Origin of the sequence: Nostoc sp. NOS(2021), assembly GCF_017115025.1 — a bacterium.
Taxonomy (GTDB): Bacteria; Cyanobacteriota; Cyanobacteriia; order Cyanobacteriales; family Nostocaceae; genus Nostoc.
The window spans coordinates 1-20,138 of sequence record NZ_JABXKM010000075.1 but is presented as its reverse complement, the minus strand read 5'-3'; the positions used below and the strand labels follow the sequence as shown (position 1 = coordinate 20,138).

General features: G+C 42.5%; 19 protein-coding genes. 10 read left to right on the top strand and 9 right to left on the bottom strand.

What is annotated here, in order from left to right; all coding sequences use genetic code 11:
* The first annotated feature begins 290 nt into the window (after positions 1–290).
* Positions 291–1,121: a metallophosphoesterase gene (locus HWQ41_RS09130; protein WP_292761718.1), complete on the top strand. Its 831-nt coding sequence runs from the start codon at positions 291–293 to the stop codon at positions 1,119–1,121.
* Between the two features lie 272 nt (positions 1,122–1,393).
* Complete coding sequence (locus tag HWQ41_RS09125; protein WP_292761716.1) at positions 1,394–2,221, top strand: metallophosphoesterase; 828 nt, start codon at positions 1,394–1,396, stop codon at positions 2,219–2,221.
* 722 nt (positions 2,222–2,943) lie between these two features.
* On the opposite strand, the gene HWQ41_RS09120 is transcribed toward HWQ41_RS09125, so the two are convergent.
* The 5 genes from HWQ41_RS09120 to HWQ41_RS09100 all read right to left on the bottom strand — a co-directional run bounded on the left by HWQ41_RS09120 (position 2,944) and on the right by HWQ41_RS09100 (position 5,580).
* Entirely contained in the window at positions 2,944–3,711 is a 768-nt protein-coding gene (locus HWQ41_RS09120) for a hypothetical protein (protein ID WP_292761713.1), read from the bottom strand.
* A 492-nt stretch (positions 3,712–4,203) separates the two neighbouring features.
* Positions 4,204–4,539: a XisI protein gene (locus HWQ41_RS09115; RefSeq protein ID WP_292761711.1), complete on the bottom strand. Its 336-nt coding sequence runs from the start codon at positions 4,537–4,539 to the stop codon at positions 4,204–4,206.
* Positions 4,540–4,849: 310 nt separating this feature from the next.
* Positions 4,850–5,083, bottom strand: a complete 234-nt coding sequence (locus HWQ41_RS09110) for a tetratricopeptide repeat protein (RefSeq protein WP_292761708.1) — start codon at positions 5,081–5,083, stop codon at positions 4,850–4,852.
* Between the two features lie 38 nt (positions 5,084–5,121).
* On the bottom strand, positions 5,122–5,313 hold the full coding sequence (locus tag HWQ41_RS09105; protein ID WP_292761705.1) for a hypothetical protein: 192 nt from the start codon (positions 5,311–5,313) through the stop codon (positions 5,122–5,124).
* A 99-nt stretch (positions 5,314–5,412) separates the two neighbouring features.
* Positions 5,413–5,580 carry an SDR family oxidoreductase gene (locus tag HWQ41_RS09100; RefSeq protein ID WP_292761702.1) on the bottom strand — a complete coding sequence of 56 codons (168 nt, stop codon included), beginning with the start codon at positions 5,578–5,580 and terminating at the stop codon, positions 5,413–5,415.
* A gap of 698 nt (positions 5,581–6,278) precedes the next feature.
* Here HWQ41_RS09100 and HWQ41_RS09095 point away from each other — a divergent pair.
* From HWQ41_RS09095 to HWQ41_RS09060, 8 genes are read left to right on the top strand one after another with little or no spacing between them, the layout of a single operon-like run.
* The gene (locus HWQ41_RS09095; RefSeq protein WP_292761699.1) at positions 6,279–6,773 is read left to right on the top strand and encodes a DUF2231 domain-containing protein; all 495 of its coding nucleotides are present in this window, start codon (positions 6,279–6,281) and stop codon (positions 6,771–6,773) included.
* A complete protein-coding gene (locus HWQ41_RS09090) occupies positions 6,770–7,375 on the top strand; it encodes a DUF2231 domain-containing protein (protein WP_292761697.1) in 606 nt (201 codons plus the stop codon). Before HWQ41_RS09095 ends, HWQ41_RS09090 begins: the two co-directional genes overlap by 4 nt.
* A gap of 32 nt (positions 7,376–7,407) precedes the next feature.
* Positions 7,408–8,331, top strand: coding sequence for a cytochrome c oxidase subunit II (locus HWQ41_RS09085; RefSeq protein WP_292761696.1), 924 nt, complete (start codon positions 7,408–7,410; stop codon positions 8,329–8,331).
* Entirely contained in the window at positions 8,321–9,976 is a 1,656-nt protein-coding gene (locus HWQ41_RS09080) for a cbb3-type cytochrome c oxidase subunit I (protein ID WP_292761694.1), read from the top strand. The genes HWQ41_RS09085 and HWQ41_RS09080 overlap by 11 nt, the downstream gene beginning before the upstream one ends.
* Positions 9,977–10,004: 28 nt before the next feature.
* Positions 10,005–10,670, top strand: a complete 666-nt coding sequence (locus HWQ41_RS09075; RefSeq protein ID WP_292761693.1) for a heme-copper oxidase subunit III — start codon at positions 10,005–10,007, stop codon at positions 10,668–10,670.
* Positions 10,671–10,708: 38 nt separating this feature from the next.
* Complete coding sequence (locus tag HWQ41_RS09070) at positions 10,709–10,954, top strand: hypothetical protein (protein ID WP_292761690.1); 246 nt, start codon at positions 10,709–10,711, stop codon at positions 10,952–10,954.
* Between the two features lie 51 nt (positions 10,955–11,005).
* The gene (locus HWQ41_RS09065) at positions 11,006–12,376 is read left to right on the top strand and encodes an NAD(P)/FAD-dependent oxidoreductase (protein WP_292761688.1); all 1,371 of its coding nucleotides are present in this window, start codon (positions 11,006–11,008) and stop codon (positions 12,374–12,376) included.
* A gap of 3 nt (positions 12,377–12,379) precedes the next feature.
* Positions 12,380–13,345, top strand: coding sequence for a VOC family protein (locus HWQ41_RS09060; protein WP_292761687.1), 966 nt, complete (start codon positions 12,380–12,382; stop codon positions 13,343–13,345).
* A gap of 196 nt (positions 13,346–13,541) precedes the next feature.
* Here the strand turns inward: HWQ41_RS09060 and HWQ41_RS09055 are convergent, their stop codons facing one another.
* From HWQ41_RS09055 to HWQ41_RS09040, 4 genes are all read right to left on the bottom strand, one after another.
* On the bottom strand, positions 13,542–14,510 hold the full coding sequence (locus HWQ41_RS09055) for a PleD family two-component system response regulator (RefSeq protein WP_292761685.1): 969 nt from the start codon (positions 14,508–14,510) through the stop codon (positions 13,542–13,544).
* Positions 14,507–18,661: a PAS domain S-box protein gene (locus HWQ41_RS09050; protein WP_292761684.1), complete on the bottom strand. Its 4,155-nt coding sequence runs from the start codon at positions 18,659–18,661 to the stop codon at positions 14,507–14,509. The genes HWQ41_RS09055 and HWQ41_RS09050 overlap by 4 nt, the downstream gene beginning before the upstream one ends.
* 481 nt (positions 18,662–19,142) lie before the next feature.
* On the bottom strand, positions 19,143–19,424 hold the full coding sequence (locus HWQ41_RS09045; RefSeq protein ID WP_292761683.1) for a hypothetical protein: 282 nt from the start codon (positions 19,422–19,424) through the stop codon (positions 19,143–19,145).
* Positions 19,425–19,465: 41 nt separating this feature from the next.
* The gene (locus tag HWQ41_RS09040) at positions 19,466–19,927 is read right to left on the bottom strand and encodes a transposase (RefSeq protein WP_366931647.1); all 462 of its coding nucleotides are present in this window, start codon (positions 19,925–19,927) and stop codon (positions 19,466–19,468) included.
* Positions 19,928–20,138 lie beyond the last annotated feature (211 nt).

Sequence of the window (20,138 nt, the reverse complement as noted above, 5' to 3'; positions counted from 1 at the left end):
ATGGCAGTTGAGTTGTTGCGGCTCTTAAGCTGCGCTTTTCCCTTGCGCTCCAAGTAATTAAAAGATAAGCTAAGTCAAGCAATCATTGCTTAAGCCTACATAGAGTAACTTCCATTAATCCACTTTGATGTCAGTCAATAGCAAAGCTGCATTGAACTTAGGCAAGTATAAATACGCTAAAATTTACAAGTTTCATGAATTTTTCAAGAAGTTGCATTAGTCGCTACACACAATCTGAGGATGTTTTAGTTAAGCTGTAAGCGCTATGATTGAGCTTTATTGAACGTCTTATGCATTGGTTATTATCTGGGCCGTTGAGTACAGAGAAATTGACGGTTAACATTGCAGGCTTGCCTGCATCGTTACAAGGTAAGAAGCTGGTGCAGTTGTCAGATTTTCACTACGATGGTTTGCGGCTGTCGGAAGATATGTTAGAAAAAGCGATCGCAGTTACTAACAAAGCTGAACCAGATTTAATTTTATTAACTGGTGACTACGTAACTGACGATCCGACGCCGATTCACCAACTGGCACTTCGACTCAAACATCTGCAAAGTCGCAGTGGTATATATGCTATTCTTGGCAATCACGATATATATTACAGACATGCAAAAGCAGAAGTTACAGATGCCCTTACTAGCATTGGAATTCACGTCCTTTGGAACGAAATTGCCTATCCACTAGGAAAAGAATTGCCACTTGTTGGACTGGCGGATAGTTGGTCACGGGAATTCAATCCTGTACCAGTTATGAACCAGCTAAACCCCGATACACCCTGCATCGTTTTATCCCATAACCCAGATACTGCGGAGATATTACAATCCTGGCGAGTCGATTTACAATTATCTGGTCATACTCACGGTGGTCAAATCGTGATTCCTGGAATTGGCCCTGCTGCGTTGTTTTACGAAAAGCTTGTAAAAAAAATACCCAAAAAAGTGCGGCGTCTAGTCCCGTTTTTAGAAGTAAATGTTTCTGTAGTCAGCCATTGGGAATGGGCACAGGGTTTCCATCGGCTAGGAAAAAATCAGCTATATGTCAACCGTGGTTTGGGAACTTACCTCCCTGGACGTTTATTTTGCCGTCCAGAAGTTACTATAATCACGCTACAAGGTGAATGATCAGGCAGGAGGCAGGAGGAAAACCCCAGAACTCAATTCAGCGATTTAAAATAAATCAATTAGTTAATTGTATCTGGAGTATATAGGACTCCTATTTGATTTTTGAACAAGACTCAGTACCGATCTATCCCTTCTTTCGTGTTCCCTGCCTACGCAAGTAAATTCAGGAATCAAACCGGATTTCTATATGACATAAATTATTGCAGTTTCTCAAGTTACATTTAAATTTTTGGTAAGCTGTAAGCGCTGGTATGAGGAGTATCGGTTGCCCTATGCATTGGTTGTTTACGGGACATTTAAGAGTAGATAAAATAACGGTTAAGATTGCAGAACTTCCTGCATCTTTACAAGGTACAACGCTGGTGCAGTTGTCAGATTTTCACTACGATGGTTTGCGACTGTCGGAAGATATGTTAGAAAAAGCGATCGCACTTACTAACGAAGCTGAACCGGATTTAATTCTATTAACTGGTGATTACGTAACTGACGATCCGACGCCAATTCACCAATTAGTACTTCGACTCAAACATCTACAAAGTCGCTGTGGTATCTACGCCGTACTTGGTAATCACGATATCTATTACAGCCACTCAAAAGCAGAAGTTACACAGGCGTTAACTAGCATTGGGGTGCATGTGCTTTGGAATGAAATCGCCTATCCATTAGGAAAAGAATTACCACTGGTAGGACTAGCTGATTATTGGTCACAGGAATTCTACCCCGCACCAGTCATGAATCAACTAGACTCGGCTACACCCCGCATCGTTTTATCCCATAACCCAGATACAGCCAAGATATTGCAACAATGGCGCGTAGATTTGCAACTATCTGGTCATACCCACGGTGGTCACATCGTAATTCCGGGCATTGGCCCTGTAGTACTCTATTATAAAAAGCTACTCAAACAAATTCCCAAAAAATTACGGCGTTGGGTAACATTTTTCCTGGGAGACTGTTCTAAAGTAGTGCGATATTGGGAGTGGGCGCAAGGGTTTCACAAGGTGGAAAAAAATCAACTATATGTCAATCGGGGTTTAGGAACTTATAAACCAGGACGCTTATTTTGTCCGCCAGAAGTGACTGTAATTACCTTAATTTAGTCATTAACAATTCTGAATTTTTTAATTAACTCAACGCAGAAACCGCCTGAAGCTACGATGGATAAATCTCAGCAGCTTGGGGCGGTTTCTTGAAGATTTGGAGAATTCAGAAGTAAATAACTCAACTAACTAAGGTGGACAGCATTCGCAATCGCTATACTCAGAATTGCACATCCTTATATTTCAATTAAACAGGCATTTTCGGGCTGTGCGTTCTCAAACCTCCAAAACAACTCATTGAACTTAAGGTAAAAATACATTCAATGGATGGCACAACTTCAGAGCGATGTCTACGACGGGCTATGCCTACGCAAGAACATTAGAGCAGGAGGCACAGGCTCTAACTTGAAAGTTTTTGTTTAACTTTTAACCTGTTTGTACCTTGCTCTTAATCTAGCCTATGTTTGTTCAGCTACACCACATCTTTACTAAACTTAAATACCATTAATTTATCGCAATAATTCAGAAATATTGATTGAAAAAGAATTCAGGAGTCAGAATAAATGAGTGGAGGATTAGACCCGCCACTGGATTGTTGCACCACCAAATTTTCTTGTGTTGTCGGGAACTTAAACCCATCTATTCATCTACCAGTCTCACAGAATTCAATTCTGAATTCTGGCGACTGGCGCCTTTATTCTGTTTTGTTAAAAAATTGTCCCACTTGTTATATGTTGGCGTTAATGCCAGCCTTATCAAGTGGGCTGAAAGTTCAGAAGCTGTTATTGACCAGAACCGCCTGTAGTAGCATCACCTGCGGTAGAAGAACCGCTATTAGATTTACTATTTGACTGGTCTATTCCTTGAGGTGGAGTGGTTTTAGAGGTATCACTTTTCGTACCTGGAGCGACAGTATTAGTAGAAGTATCGTCCTTGTTCTGCGAAGTCGGAGTAATACTAGTTGGACTCGTCGTCGGAGTTTGTGTCGCTTTCGGGGTTGGCTGGGTTGCAGGTGCTTTTTCTGCCGCAGGCTGCTGGGGTGGAATAGTAATGTTAATATTCGGTTGGCGAGGTGCAGATGGAGGTGTAACCTGCTGTTGTGGAACAGGAACAGGAACAGCAACAGGTATTTCTCTGGTTCTTTCGATGATTGTCGTTTGTGGTTGAGGAGATGCACTAGGGGTTGGATTACTCTTACTCGGTACAGGAACCACGACCGGCACAGTATTGTTAACGGCTGCGTTATTCTGCTGGTTGAAGTACCAGACCCCACCTATAACTAAACCAAGCAGGGAAGTAATAATAATACCCAACAGCAAACCACCACTAGCATTGTTATTATCACGCTCGGCTAAATCAGCTTGATTGCTACGCTCAGTATTTCGACCTTGTACGTAACCTTTTTGGTAAGAGTTGGGATTAGGTGTGTTGTTTTTAGATGTTTCAGTGGTTCGTGTCAGGTGGCTGTGAGTATTACCATTACTATCGGTGTAAGACTCTTGCTTGACTTCACTGTTTTCGCTTTCGCCTTTATTGGTAGGAATAGACATAGCTGTTGATTTCACTCCTCGATATGATATTGACAAACTAAAGCTTGGTAAGAACAAGAGGTTTTAATGAGTTGAAAAATGTATGTTGCTGATAAAACTTTGGGTTTTATTTGCTACTTGACTGTTGGTAATTCTCAGTATAACCTCTGTGATCAGCAAGTGGCTCTATCTCTAGGGAGTTAGTACTTAATCTAAAGAAAGAGTATCCCAAAGATGGATGTTATTAAGCTGTTATCTGATTTTTTTAGACAAAATCTAGCAATTTACTGAAATCATCTAAATTTTTAATTTCACTCTAAAGTTTTGGGGAATTTTAGCAGCCCCCCAGACTTTTATTTATATTGCCATGATACGTATTCTGGTCAGGCCGCTTGCATAATTTTTAACTCGCTTTAACTTTTAAAACATCCTCTTAGATGGACAAAGTTTTTCAGTAATTAGGATATCTTCTAAGTGTTTGTGCGACCAAGAGTAATCTGGATTCAGTTTCATTTATGCCACGCCAAAATCGGTATACTGACGGACTTGAGGAGGATGAAAGCCCAAGATAATGTCCTCTCTAGGAACTCCTGCTTCTAACAATTCCTCGGCTACAGGACGATTAGTACCATCATGTTGAATCCAGATTTTTCCTTGGATGATATCAATATGTACCACCGAACCATGTACCCGACGTTGCCCATCCCAGCCTACGTGCAGCAGTTCATAACGATCTCTTTGAGGGTCGATAATTGCTTCGGTCTCAATTTGTCCGTGAGAAGGCTTATACAACGCAATCTCATCAATTAACTGGCGGACTATCTGGCGATAGCGTTCTAAGGTATCCATTGCACAATCCTCACTTGTTCCTCATCAAATACCAAGAGTTTAAGAAAGCAAACGTTTTATGATTAGCTGTCCTAGTTTTTCTGTAAAAATCGGTAAACTACGCATCATCCCATTTATTCTCTTTCTCTAAAGTCGAATGGCACGCTTGTAAAGCCCAAAGGCTTGTGTCGCCTCGTTAAGAGCCTCCAGGCTGGGAATGTATTCAAAAGAGGGCTGCTGCCTCTGGTCAAGCTACTGGAGGCGAAGCCTCCCTGACTGGGTTAAGAGCCTATAGTCTGGGAACCAGTCAGGGCAAGGGCTGTATCTTTTCTTAGTGCCATTCCTCTAAAGTCTTTGCTAATTCTAAGTGTATTTCAAAGTTCTCTGGGTGAAATTGAAGTGCGGTTTGGTAAGTGGCGATCGCATCATCAAAGCGATTTTGTCGAACTAAAGCATTGCCCAACTGTAGATGGATTTGCTCATCATCTGGCTTAATTGTCAATGCCTGATGGTAAAGTTGGATGTTATCGGGGTTGGAAGCGATGCCAGAGCGATAATAGCTCATTACTCCCTCTACTCCCTGAGCTTGTTGGAGATATGACTTTAGTTGTACCAACTCGGTTTGAGATATATGTAGTTGAGACTGAGATTCTGCCAATTCTTTCTCAGTGTGTCCCAAACAAAAAAACCTTGAGGTAAGTTTTCGTCGATGGAACTATCACTAGCTGTTACTAGAAAATAGCAACCATCGTTGATGGTTATCAAACCAGAATTGACAGTAACTTTTGTAGGCATTGTCAATTAACCATTCTCTGTAAAACCTGGATACAAAGTCATACCACCGTCTACAAACAGTGTTGTACCATTAACATAATCAGAGTCATCAGAAGCCAACTAAACTGCTGCTTTGGCGATATCTTCTACATCACCCACTCGTTTGGCTGGAATCAGTTTTAGTAAATTCGCCTCTGCTTCTGGAGTATCCCAAGCTGATTTCTTGATTGGAGTTTTGATTGCACCAGGGGCAATACTTACTATTGACGCGAATTTTCTGGGGTGCAAGTTCTTGAGCAATACTTTGCATCATCATCTTTATACTGGCGATTTAGATTGTAAAATCGAGAAAATATCGATTAGAAAAGCAAAAACTTTTATTATTTTAAGAAATCTCTAGTATTTTCCTAATCTATCCAGAGAAAGATAAACAGTATACTGTTTGACTGACCAATATTTCAATTATTTGTCATTCCTGTGACAACAGTATGTCTTTATTTGTAAGATTGGTTAAATTGTAAATTCAAAGGTTATATTAATATCAAGAAAGATTTATGGTACATTCATGATAATGTTGTTATTGGAAGTCAAATTTCTATTTAACCAATCTAAATGGTCTGAAGAAGAGAATTATGCAAGATATTAGACACTTTTAAGATTGTCTGAATATAATATACGTTGCCTGAAAATAACTTACCTAATCAAAAATCGCTTTTTCTAGTTGTTATAAATTACAATTGGAATATGATATAAATTCAAGTTGTGGTTAATTTAATGAGTTGTGATATTTGGGAAAAATAATTACTAAAAAAGTTTTCTAATTCAGAATTTCCCTTAAAATTTAAGTACCTCACAATTTTTCAATCTTATTTAATTGGTTTAGCTGCGGCGTTAGCACAGTATTCTTGAAAATATGAATGGTGCGTTAGGCGGATAGCAATTTCATGCAACGCATCTACATACTTAGACCCATGAAGGAGAAAGCGATGCCTGCTCTGTCTCTAAATAACCAAAATTTACCATATCCTGACCCTCTACACCCGATCATTGTCCACTTCGTAATCGCGATGGTGCTTTTTTCTTTCGTGTGCGATGTGCTGGGCTATTTCACCCGCAACGTGCGTTTGTTTGAGGTGAGTTTCTGGAATATGTTTGTGGCCTCAGCAGCCATCTTTTTAGCGGTGATTTTTGGTCAGTTTGAAGCAGGTCTGGCGAACATCTACCCAGCAGTCCAACCAACCCTGAATTTTCATACGGTGATGGGTTGGTCGCTGGCAGCTATTGTTGTCGCCATTACAGCTTGGCGCTTCGTGATTCGCAACAGCAGTCCTCGGAAAGTACCGCCTGCTTACCTGGGTGCTGCAACGTTTTTAGTGTGCCTAGTGTGCTTGCAGGTCTATCTAGGGAGTAAGCTAGTTTGGGTGTATGGGTTACACATCGAGCCAGTTGTGCAAGCGATGAAGCAGGGAGTTTCGCCATGAACTGGCAACTCATTGAACAGTTGAGATTGAGGCTGAATGCTAACGGATTACCTTATGAGATTCCGATACATCCGCAACTGGTGCATCTAACATTGGGTTTGTTCATTCTGGCGATCATTTTTGATATTGCCGGAGCTATTTTTGCTTTAGAAAAACCAATCTTCAAATTTTTAGGTCTGCCTGCGCTCCGTTCTGGTTTTTTTGATGTCGGGTGGTATAACCTCATAGGAGCAGCTTTTATCACCTTTTTCACCGTTGCAGCTGGTTTTTTCGAGCTACTGCTAGCAAATCCACCAGTTGATCAAAAGAGCGTTTGGGGGTTAACTGCTGGTTGGACGATGCTTTTGCATGGTTTGGGTGGCGTTTTGCTGTTGGGGGCGATCGCAGCCATGACTGTATGGAGAGGTTTGCAACGCTATCGCTGGCGTAAGGATGCTTCCAGGCAAGTGCAGTGGAGTTACTTGTTAGCAGGCATGGCGATCCTGGCAATATTATACGTTCACGGAACTTTGGGAGCGCAATTAGCAGAGGAGTTTGGAATTCATGTTACGGCTGCGAAGTTACTCCAAGAAGGTAGAAGCCCAAATTTAATACTCAAATAATCAAGCGGGAAGTACTCTTACATGAGATTGTGATGTTTACTTTTTTTGAATATGGACTAATAGCGTTTTATGTAGCAGTGCTGCTGGTTGTCAGTCGATGGATTGGGCAGCAGGCGTTTTCTTGGATGCCTCCCCAGGCTACAGCAGAAGCACAACGGGTAGATGATTTATTTAGCTTTTTAGTCTCAATTGGAGCATTCATCTTGCTTGGGCTTATTGGCATCATCGTGTATGCGATCGTTTTCCATCGTGCCCGCCCGGAAGACTATAGCGAGGGACACCCTTCTAGAGGTGATGGAAGGCTAGAAATATTGTGGACAGCGACCCCGACTCTGCTAGTAATATGGATTGCCTTCCAAAGCTTCAATATTTATCAGCAATTAAATATTCTGGGTCTAAACCAAATTGTGCATTTGCACACACCCCTAGAATCTGCACCCGCCTACGCCGCAATCGTCAGCGATGTTCCCAAACCTGCATCGGAAACAATTGATGTTTTTGTTAGGCAGTGGGATTGGTCTTTCCGCTATCCAAATAATGTTACTAGTAAGGAATTACACTTGCCGGTCAACCGCAGCATTCGCTTAAAGATGCAAGCAGAGAAAGTAATCCACGGCTTCTACGTTCCTGAGTTTCGCTTAAAGCAGGATATTGTTCCAGGGCGGAACATTGAAATTGTGATCACACCCATTCGTCCAGGCAAATATCGACTGAAAGATTCTCAATTCAGTGGTACTTACTTTGCCTTGCTGGAGACGGATGTATACGTTGAATCTCTTGATAAGTATAACCAGTGGCTCGCGCAAACAGTCTCTAGCGATCGCACTTTCGCTAAAAATCAGGCAGTTGCCGAAAATATCCAACCACCAAAAACATTATTCCAAAGCGGCTGGTACACCGTCGCACCTGCACAACCTGCCGTAGCGAATCAAAGGAAGATAAATAATGACACATGATATGAGTGAAGCGATCGCCAATAATAGAGAACCTGAGAATAACTGGCGGGAATATTTCAGTTTCAGCACTGACCATAAGGTGATCGGTGTTCAGTACATGGTGATGACCTTCATTTTCTTTCTTCTCGGCGGGCTGTTGGCGATGATCATCCGTGCTGAATTGCTCACCCCGGAATCAAATTTAGTTGACCGCCCCCTCTACAATGGTTTGTTCACCATGCACGGGACAATCATGATTTTCCTGTGGATTATTCCCTTCAATGCAGGTCTTTCTAACTACCTAGTGCCGCTAATGATTGGAGCGCGGGACATGGCTTTTCCCCTGCTGAATGCCATCTCTTTTTGGATTTTGCCACCAGCCGGTCTTCTCCTACTATCTAGCTTCTTGCTACCTAACGGGACTGCACAAGCTGGCTGGTGGTCTTATCCACCAGTTAGTCTGCAAGTTCCAGTCGGTCATTTGATTAACGGTCAGTTTATTTGGATAGTTAGCCTAGTACTAATCGGCATCTCTTCAATTATGGGGGCTGTCAACTTTGTCACCACCATCTTTTGGATGCGGGCACCAGGGATGACATTTTTTCGGATGCCCGTCTTTGTGTGGTCAGTTTTTAGCGCCCAGTTGTTGCAGCTGATTAATTTGCCTTCCTTGACGGCTGCATTGATACTGCTATTGCTTGATCTCTCCTTCGGTACACAATTTTTTAAACCGGAAGGAAGTGGCGATCCGATCATTTACCAACATTTATTCTGGTTTTACTCTCACCCCGCAGTTTATATCATGGCGCTACCAGCCTTCGGTATTATTGCGGAAGTTCTGCCAGCCTTTTCTCGTAATCCCCTATTTGGCTATCGGTCAGTTGCGATCGCTTCTTTAGGTATCGCTGTAGTCAGCATCTTCGTCTGGGTGCATCACATGTTCACCAGTGCTACCCCCGGCTGGATGCGGATGACCTTCATGGCCACCTCGATGTTAGTTTCTATACCCACTGGGGTTAAGGCATTCGCTTGGACTGCCACAATCTGGAGGAGCAAATTGCACCTAGAGACACCAATGCTATTTGCGATGGGAGGTGCAGCGATGTTTATTTTTGGCGGTGTCACAGGTGTGATGCTTGCCGCCACGCCATTTGATATCCACGTAAATAATACTTACTTTGTAGTGGGTCACTTCCACTACATCGTTTTTAATACGATCACGATGGCAATTTTTGCAGCCATTTACTTCTGGTTTCCCAAAATAACTGGAAGGATGTACGCTGAAGGTTGGGGTAAGCTGCATTTTTGGTTGACCTTTATTCCTGCCAATATCACCTTCTTCTCCATGCACCCATTAGGTTTGCAAGGGATGCTACGCCGAGTTTCCTCCTACGATCCCCAGTATCAGGGTTGGAACGTCATCGCTAGCCTGGGGTCATTCTTGCTGGGAGCATCGACGCTGCCATTTATTGCTAACATTGTCGGTTCCTGGCTATATGGAGCGAAGGCAGTTGATAATCCCTGGCACGCTACAGGATTAGAATGGACAACTTCCTCACCACCTCCGCGAGATAACTTTGAAGAAATTCCTGTTGTCAACAGACCTCCTTACGACTATGGCGATCCAAAGTACTCATTCGTGGAAAATTCTGATAATGATGAGTGAGAAGTTAGACCAATTTTAATTACGAATTATGCAACGTCGCAGCATTCATACAGATGAAAGTCCGATCCGTTTTGACCGATGGCGGCTACGTTTACCGAATTGGTTACAGCGCTTTTTGCCAAGTGGTGGCGGGAGTCATGAAGATCATCATGGCAAAGGAATGTTCGGGTTTACTGTATTCCTGTTGTCGGAAAGTATCATTTTTTTGAGTTTTATCTTTACTTATGTTGCTCTACGACTGAATACTACTAACTGGCTACCACCCGGGATTTCTGGGCCAGAATTGTCTACACTCGTGATTATTAATACGGTAGTATTACTTTCTAGCAGCTTTGTTATTCAACCAGCAGAAAATGCCCTCAAGCGTAATCAACTCAGGAAATTTCGCTGGCTATGGCTGATAACGATCGCAATGGGAACCTACTTCTTAATTGGTCTATTAATTGAGTGGAAAAATCTTGATTTCAAGATTACTACAGGATTAGTTGGTTCTACATTCTACTTGCTGACAGGTTTCCACGGTTTACACGTTCTGGCTGGTGTTGTGCTTCAGATAATTATGCTGATTCGCTCATTCATTCCCGGCAATTATAATAAGACTCACTTCGGTACAAGCGCCACCACTTTATTTTGGCACTTTGTTGATGTAGTTTGGGTCTTCCTTTTCTCGCTTCTCTACCTTTGGAAAGCATAAAAATCTTCAGTTAGCCAAGTATTTTCAGGAGTAACTTTATGAATTTATTCATCCAAGAACTACCAGCCTCAGAACTCGCCCCAAAAGCAGTTCAAGAAACTCCAGCACCAGGGAAAGATCCACTAATTGCAGGTGGGTTACAAAAAGAGCAATATATTGGCATTATTGGGCTAGCGATCGCTCTAATTGCTGCTGTGGGATTTTTTAGTCGCCGAGTCGAATATGCTATTGCTTTCGCTGTTATCCTTAGCATCTTTTTAATTGCGTTATTTTTATTCATATAGCGAATTTTTGATGAGTAAATTCCTGATTTCACAAGACTTTGGAGATATTTTATGAATAGCCCAGTTTATCAAACCGTTATTGTCGGTGGTGGCTTCACCGGCTTATTTACAGCCTTAAACCTAGCTCACCAAGATTATTCTCGCGCTGTAATTTTGATTGATAAAAATGAACGCTTTTGCTTTAAACCCTTACTCTACGAATATTTCAGTGGTGAGATGGATGCTTTTCAAGTAGTACCGCGTTTTTCAGAATTACTTAAAGGCAGTGGTGTCATCTTTGTTCAAGATGCAGTGCAATCGATAGACTTGCATCAACAACAAGTCAAATTAGCTTCGGGAAACTCCTACAACTACAGTAACTTAGTATTATCTTTGGGTAGTGTTACTGGTTATCATCATCTTGAAGGTGCCAAAGAATACGCTTTACCTTTTTGGACACAAGAAGATGCGATCGCTATTGATCGTCATTTGCGCGACTGCTTGCAACAAGCGGTGCAAACTGAAGATCCAGAACAACGTCGAAAACTGCTAACAGTAGTGGTAGTAGGTGGTGGTGCAAGTGGTGTAGAAATGGCAGCTACTTTAGGCGATTTACTCCCAGATTGGTATACCGCTTTGGGAGGAAATTCCGATGAAATCCGTGTGGTACTGCTCAATCACGGTAAAGAAATCCTCAACGGTGATATTAACGCTCCTCTGCGCCCAATTGCTGAGAAAGAATTACAAAAACGCACTATAGCAGTTGAAATTCTTAGGGGTGCAGAAGCCACTACTGTTCACGCCAACTCAATTGAATATAAGCGCAATGAGCAAATTGAGACATTGCCAACATATACCACAATCTGGACAGCTGGTACTTCTATTAATCCACTGATTAAAGATTTACCAATTTCCCAAGAACATCGAGATCATAGCGATCGCCTTTTAGTTACTCCCACAATGCAACTACTCGACTTTCCAGAAGTCTTTGCAGGCGGGGATTGTGCAGCAGTTCAGGATAAACCACTATCGCCAACAGCCCAAGTTGCTTATCAGCAAGGAGCCAATATTGCCCAAAATTTGAAAGCATTAGCGTTGGGCGAAGACCTCAACCCAGTAAAGGTAAATATACGCGGAACTCTCTTAAAATTGGGGTTAAATGATGCTGCTGCTAACTTCCTCGATGTTTTTGAAGTTGCAGGCGAAGCCGGACATTTAATCCGTCAAGCCACTTATTTAACGCTATTACCAACTCCAATTCATGATTTCAAAGCTGCGACTGAATGGCTGGATGAAGAGATTTTTCATCACCACCTTGACCCTAAAGATGTGGGCAAAAAAGTTGTACAAGCGGTGGAAGTGATTGGCGCAGGAGTTGTAGGCGTTTTAGTTGCCAGAAAGTTATTGAAAATGTTGGGTTCGGAGGAGAAAAAGGAGCTTTGATTGATGAATACACCTACTCGTAGCAATGTACAAGGGCAAAGAATTCGAGCTATTGGATTAACAGTGACAAACTGCGATCGCTCTTTGAATTTCTATACACAAGCACTCTTGTTTGAACTAGTTTCCGACATCACTATTGAAGGACAGAATTACAGCGATCTGCAAGATGTGACGGGGGCAAAAATTCGCATTGTTACCTTGCGACTTGGAGATGAATTTATCCAGTTGATGGAATATCTCAACGTTGAGGGTAAACCAATTCCCAGCGATTCACAAAGTAATGACCTGTGGTTTCAACATCTGGCGATTGTGGTGAGTGATATGGATCGCGCATATACTCACTTGCGTTCATTTCCCATTGAACCAATTTCAGTTGCTCCCCAGACAATACTATCTGGTAATGAAGCATCTGGTGGTGTCCGCGCCTTTAAATTTAAAGACCCTGATGGTCATGATTTAGAGTTAATTTGGTTTCCGCCTGATAAAGGACAAGATAAATGGCATCAGAAAAGCGAGCGCTTATTTTTAGGAATTGATCATAGTGCGATCGCAGTTTCTAACACCGAGCAGAGTCTAGACTTTTACTGTGACCTCCTGGGAATGCAAATTGATAGCCGCAGTCTTAACTGGCGTGCAACCCAAACTCGCTTGGATAACTTGCCAGGAGCCGAAGTCCGAATTACAGGACTGCGACCAGTTCAAGAGGGTGTGGGAATTGAACTGTTAGACTATATTTTGCCTGGAAAAGGTCGGACAATGGCGAGTGACTGGAAAAGTTGCGATATTGCACACATGCAAATTGAGCTTGTTGTCAATGACATTGAGCAGGCTGTAGAAATACTGCGGCAGAATGGGGTTCAGTTTGTGTCACCACGGGTTGTGCAGTTTACTGATAGTGCAAGTTTTTATCACCAGGGGTGTTTAGTTAAAGACCCTGATGGACACGCAATATTGCTAATTGCGGAATAATTTCATAAAGCTGCATTACAGCTATACTTAGTGGCTTATCCAACTCCCGGCGAATACCTTATTGCTCCAGTCTCGGCAGTTTTGTCGGTTGCCGATACTGACAGCGTACTTCGGGCAGCAGAAGGTTTGGTTGCGCTTAATAATATTTGACATCGGGGTATGGGTTTACCAGTAACTCCTAACTCTTACTGATGCACTACCAAAAATTTTTACTTTTGGGTAGTAGAATATTTTGCACAAAGCGATCGCGTCCTGCTGCCTTTGCTTGATACAACGCCCGATCGGCTGCGGCAATCATTTCTTCCAAGTCAGAACTCGGCTGAGGAATTTCTGTAGTAAACCCGACACTAATGGTTACATGAGGACTAACTTGGGAATTTTTATGAGGAATTGCAAGTGTTCGGACAGCATGGCAAATTTTGTCGGCAACATTAGTCGCCCCGTGGGTGTCTGTGTTAGGTAAAATCACAGCAAATTCTTCCCCACCATAACGGGCAACTAGGTCTCCAGGACGTTTAATAATATCTTTGATAACTTTAGCAATTTCTTGAAGACAGCGATCGCCTACCCGATGACCATAGGTATCGTTATATAATTTGAAAAAATCAACATCGCAAAGAATCAGGGAGAGCGAACGTTGATCGCGTTTCAGGCGCTGCCACTCTTGGTTAAAATACTCTTCAAACCCTCGGCGGTTAGCTATTTGAGTTAATCCATCGGTAGTAACTAATCGCTGCAATTCCAGATTAACGGCTTCCAGTTTTTGCTGTAACTGAGATTGCTGAATCAAGCGTTTTACCCGTTGTCGCAAAACTGGCCAGTGAATCGGTTTGTTAACATAATCCATTGCCCCCACTTCAAATGCACGATCAACTGACTCTTGATCTTCAAGCCCTGTAATCATTAAAACTGGAGTGTGCTTGCTAAAATCAAGATGCTGTAACTGAGTGCAACACTCGAACCCATCCATATCCGGCATTATGGCATCAAGGAGTACTATATCAGGGTGCAGTTGGCTAAAAAGAGTTAAAGCCTCTATGCCATTTTGAGCTTCTACTATTTGATACCCTTCCCGCTCCAAGAAATGTCGCAATATCAGGCGGATAAAAGGTTCATCATCAACAATTAGAACTAAAGATTTACTTTCTTGAGAATTGGCTTTCATGGTGCTTCCTTCGCAAGTTCTTTTTGTAAGGCTGTTGTAACTTGTTCATATTCCTCATAGAGTTGTGAAAGTAATTCTAGGCTGTTTTCTAATTTACTGCTGCGTCCCTGTGCTTCTAACACCTTGCAAAGCTGCGCCAGGGCGATCGCTCCAACAGAAGCACTGCTGGACTTGAGTTGGTGGGCTGTCTTCCATATAGTCTGAGTATCCTGAGTTGTGATAGCTGTGCTAATATCTTGCACCAGTCTCAGTGTCTCTGTAAGATAACACTCAATCAGTTCAGCAAATACCACACGATCTCCCCTGACCATATTCCGCAAGGATTGGAGAATTTTGACATCAATTTTGGCGGTTTTTAATGTCTGGTTTTGCCCTGACTGTAGGATATTTGGCGAAGGTTGCAATTCTAAAAACATCGCTTTACCTTGTTTTTCTATGGAAGTGAATTCAGAACTTCTTTGGGGTGGACATTTGCTGAGTGCCTCAGCTAACTCTTGAAGCTGAACAGGCTTGCTAATGTAGTCATCCATACCAGCAGCAAGACAAACTTCGCGATCGCCCCGCATTGCATTGGCAGTTATGGCAATGATATGGGGACGAAAACCTACTTCCCATTCTTGACAGATTCTCCGAGTTGCTTCTAACCCATCCATTTCAGGCATATGGACATCCATCAACACTAAGTCATAGGACTGTTTTTGCAAAGCCTTGAGCACTTCTAGCCCATTGGTGACGACATCTGCCCCATAACCCATTTTCTGTAGCATCAGTAGGGCAACTTTCTGATTAACAACCGTATCCTCTGCTAGAAGAATGCGTAGTGGCAATCGATGGGCCAAATGCCGATCAACCAAGGGAAAAGGAGAAATACTAGCTTGGATCGGCTGATTACTTAAAACACGGGTAATAATATCGTAGAGTTGAGACTGTTTGATGGGTTTGCTCAAAAAGGCAGCAAACTGGACATCATTAAAGTTAGAGGAAGTTTCTACTCTACCCAAAGAAGTCATAATCACCAAAGGCAGATTTTCACAACCAGATTGCTTGCGGATTTGACGAGCAAGGGTTATGCCATCCATTTCCGGCATCTGCATATCTAAAATGGCAATATCAAACTGCCTTCCCTGAGCAAGTTCAGCTAAAGCTTCTTTACCAGATTTAGCAGCATAAGTTTCCATCTTCCAAAACTCTGCTTGCAAGCTGAGAATTTGGCGAGTGGTCAGATTGTCATCCACAATCAACAGTCGCTTGGACGCAAGCTGCACTGATGAAGTGCTTAATTCAGCTTGTTCTGACACAGCAGCCACTTTGGTAGTAATGGTGAAGTAGAATGTTGAACCTTGGCAAGAGTCAGGAGATGAGAATAATTTTCCACTTTCCCATCTAGGGCTAGGATTACCACCGACAAACCCCTGGCTTTCTACCCAAAGGGTGCCGCCCATCATCTTACTTAGCCGCTTGCTGATCACCAGTCCCAGCCCTGTGCCGCCATATCGTCGAGTCATGGAGACATCAGCCTGAGTGAAGGGTTGAAATAATCGTTCTATTTTCTCTGGTGCGATGCCAATACCTGTATCTTTGATGGCAAATTGAATTTTGTAGAGAAATTGCTCTTTTCCCACAGGTATCGCAGACTGGGAAGAAGTTTCTTTATCCAAATCAAGAGTCCCCAGTTCAACAGAGAGTACCACTTCTCCGTTTTCAGTAAACTTAATGGCATTGTTGAGGAGGTTCATCAAGACTTGGCGCAGACGAGTCAAATCGCCAATGATCTGAGTGGGAACTTGCGGCTGGATCAGGTAAGCTAGTTCGATATCCTTTTGGGCAGCTTTTGGAGCTAAAAGGGAAATAGCCTGCTCCACACAAGCTCTCAAATCAAAAGGTTGTTCTTCTAATTCCAACTTCCCCGACTCAATTTTGGAGAAATCTAGAATATCGTTGATGATGGTGAGCAAAGCATCTCCGCTACTGCGAACTGTTTCCACAAAGTCTTGCTGTTGAGGCGTGAGGTCAGTATCCAGCAGTAGATCAGTCATGCCAATAACAGCATTCATTGGAGTCCGAATTTCGTGGCTCATCATCGCCAAAAACTCACTTTTTGCCCGATTCGCGGCTTCTGCTTGACGTTTTGCCCGCTCCAAGGCAAAGTTTTTCAAGGTAAGTTCTTCACGTTGGTGCGTTTCTTGTTCCAGTAAGTGAGCCTGTGCTAGAGCAATACCTAGTTGAGCCGCCACTGCTTCTAGTAATTCGATTTCGTCTTGTGTCCACTGGCGAAAATAGCTGCACTGATGTAAGCCGATCGCACCATTGGGTTCTCCTTGATAGGAGGTGCGGATTGACAGCATAGACTTCAGCCCAATTTCTCGGCAGATAGGTTCAACCGCCTGGAGTAAAGGATCAACGTACACATTTGAAGAAGCGATCGCACTTTCTTGTGCGATCATCTGCTCCGCATGAGGATTGTTGGTCATGGGAACTTCCAATTTCAACATGGAGCAGTAACCAGGAAGTGTATTATATTCTGCTACTAGGGGAATTCGGGGTGTGGGGTCGCTAATGTAAGAATGGATCAGACAGCGTTCAGATCCAAATGCTTGGCCAATTTGGGTAGCAGCCGTCTCAAAGATTTTGCTGGTATCGAGACTTTGACGAATTTCCTGAGTAATTTGTTCAAGTAGTAGGGTGCGATGCAATTGCCTTTGCAGCGCCTCTTTAGCTCGTTTGTTTTCGGTAATGTCGTGATTGATGCCAACAGTGGCAACAGTTTGCCCTTGTTCATCCTGTAAAGAGACTACAGTTGTTTCGCAAATTCCCTCACTGCCATCTTTGCGAATAAAGTGTATTTCCCCTGACCAGCGTCCTTGCTGGTTGACTTTTTGCAGAATTTTGGTGCTTAATACTGCGGCGACTTCCGGCTGATGCAAAATACTGGGATGTTTAGTCAAAATTTCGGCTTTGGTATAGCCAAACATACTTTCGGCAGCAAGATTCCAGTCAATAATATTTCCGGTTAAATCTGTGATAATTACGCCATCATGCATGTTTTCAAAGGTGAGGGCTTGCCGACGTAGACTGGCTTCGGCAAGTTTACGTAAGCGAAGCTCCTCGTAAACATCGCTAATATCTCTTTGAATGCCAATGAAGTGGCTTAACTTGCCATTTTCGTCATGGATAGGAGAAATACTCAATTCATTCCAAAACAAAGTGCCATCTTTGCGATAGTTGCGGAGAATAACTTTGCAACTTGTTCCAGCTTGAAGAGATGATCGCAATTCATTGAGTGCTGGTTGCTGGGTATCTGTGCGTTGCAAAAACCGACAGTTTTGCCCAATCATTTCAGTAGCACTGTAGCCTGTTATTTGCTCAAAGGCAGCGTTGATGTAAATAACTGGATTATAGGGGAGTCTGGCATCAGCAATAATAATTCCATTACTGGTAGCAGCAAGTGCCCTCTCCCTCAGTCTCAAGGTTTCTTCAACTAGCTTCAAATCAGTAATGTCAAACATAAACCCCCTTAGCATGGTAGGAGTTCCTGCTTGGTGAACTACGCTAACAATCTCTCGCAGCCAAACAACTCGCCCATCGGCTGCTAACATCCGGTATTCCAATTCGTGATTCTCGCACCTAGCAGTTGCTTCTTGGCAAAAACGAACAGATTTTTCTCGGTCATGTGGATGTAGATGATTAACCCAAAAATTTTCCTCGTACCACTCTGCGATCGGATAATTGAGCAAGTCTACCGCTTGCGACCCAACGTAAATAAATCGCCAAGTCTTCAAGTCTAATTCCCAAGGGATAACTTTGACAGTTTCCAGCAACTGCCGCCAACGATTTTCGCTGGTGCGGAGGGCAATTTCTACCTGTTTCTGTTCAAAAATCCTGTGAGTTAACTCCTGATTTATTGCTGTTATTTGTTGGTTACTTGCTTTCATCGCCAGGGCAAAATAGATTGATAATGTCAGCGTGACAACAACCAATAACCCTGCAATCAATACTACTTGTGTTAATAACCCCGGAGTTTGGATTAAGAGTCTCTGCCAGAGTAGGACTACAGAGATTAAGAAGAAAATCCCCAGCAACAGCACTAGTAATTCTCGTTTGCGGAAAAATTTCACAGCTTTGAACCAGTCATTTCGGTGCTGTTTGACCACTTATTAACCCTCAAGCACTTTCGGGGCTTATTGCGCTAACTTTTACTTTTAAGTAATTTAAAATATAAATAGCAAGGGAACAATTACGGAATTTCTCTAAGTAAAAAAATATGTGTATATAATATTTGCAGAAAACCTTAATAACTTCTAGTTATAATTACCGTTTTTTTGATAAGTAATATCATGTCCGCCTAATCACTTACGATATGTCATTGCGAGTGCAACGAAGCAATCGCAAGGGTTCGGAGATTGCAACTCTTGGAGACGCTCCGCGAACGTACCCTTCGGCAAAGACGCGCAAGGGACGGGTGACGCTCGTACCCCTACTCTTAAGCAAGCGGAGCGTCTCGTAGAGAAGAAGCTGTGCTCATACGTGTCAACTTAAGGTAAAAGCAAGTCTAGAAGCAGCTTTTAGAGATTATCTCTGATCTCGTTCCCAGTCTGAGACTATTGGTGACAACTTAAAGCGATCGCCAAAATGTCAAGTGGGGTGTGGAGATAAGTCCAAAGTGTGTCGCTGTTGAGATTTGGGTTGATATTTAACAACGCCCAAATCTCGATTTTTGGGAGAAGTAAGATAAGCAATAAGGTCGTTTGAAAGTTCTTGATTATAGGCGTGATTAAAGTGATAAAATGAGCGAAATAACATCTCAATCGAAATTTTTTCAGCTTCCATCTCGAATTCATTAGCAACTGTATCAGCCACATCAATTAAAACAGCATAAAATATCCAAGTTGCCCAAAGAAAGCAACTTGACACCATTAATTGAGCCAGTCCATAAATATGACATTTTCAACAATCGCTTAACTAGACCATTCATCTGTTTCGATGTGCCACCGACGACCGTAAAGGTCAGCGACAAGGTAAGGAGGTAAGTCAACTGGATTGGTAACAGAAGTAATATATCGATACCAAGTATTTTCACGCCTAATTTCAACCAAACGAACAATAATTGGCTTTGCTCTTCCTCGCTTATGTCCCAATTCAATTATTTGGTCAACTACTTGTGGAGTATGAGTTAGAGTTCTTTGTACACGATAGCTTGCTTTCTTTAAACGAGTAATCCAAGCAACACCAGTTGTCATGAGTGCGGCAAACTCAGTAAAATCATAAAAACCCCTGTCAAAAATAAGTAAAGTTCCATCGGCTGTACAACCACGTAACCAATCCCACATTCTTGCATCCGCACAATTTGGATTCTCATCAAAAGTAATTTTGACAGGTAAATAAGTCGTGATATCAACGATTACGTAAATTTTTCTTATCTTTAGAAACAGCTTTTTCTTGCAGGCTCTCTAGATGCCGAAAAAGTGCGCGTCTTTTGTTGAACCATCTACAGCCCAGATGCGTTTGAATTTAGTTTTAGCAAACCTAATACTTGCAGGTAGTGGGCGGTTTTTTCTCTTGACCCATCTTGCTTGTATAGCAACGGACAAGGCGATTAGGACGCTGTGCGAAGCACATCTTCCATAGCAT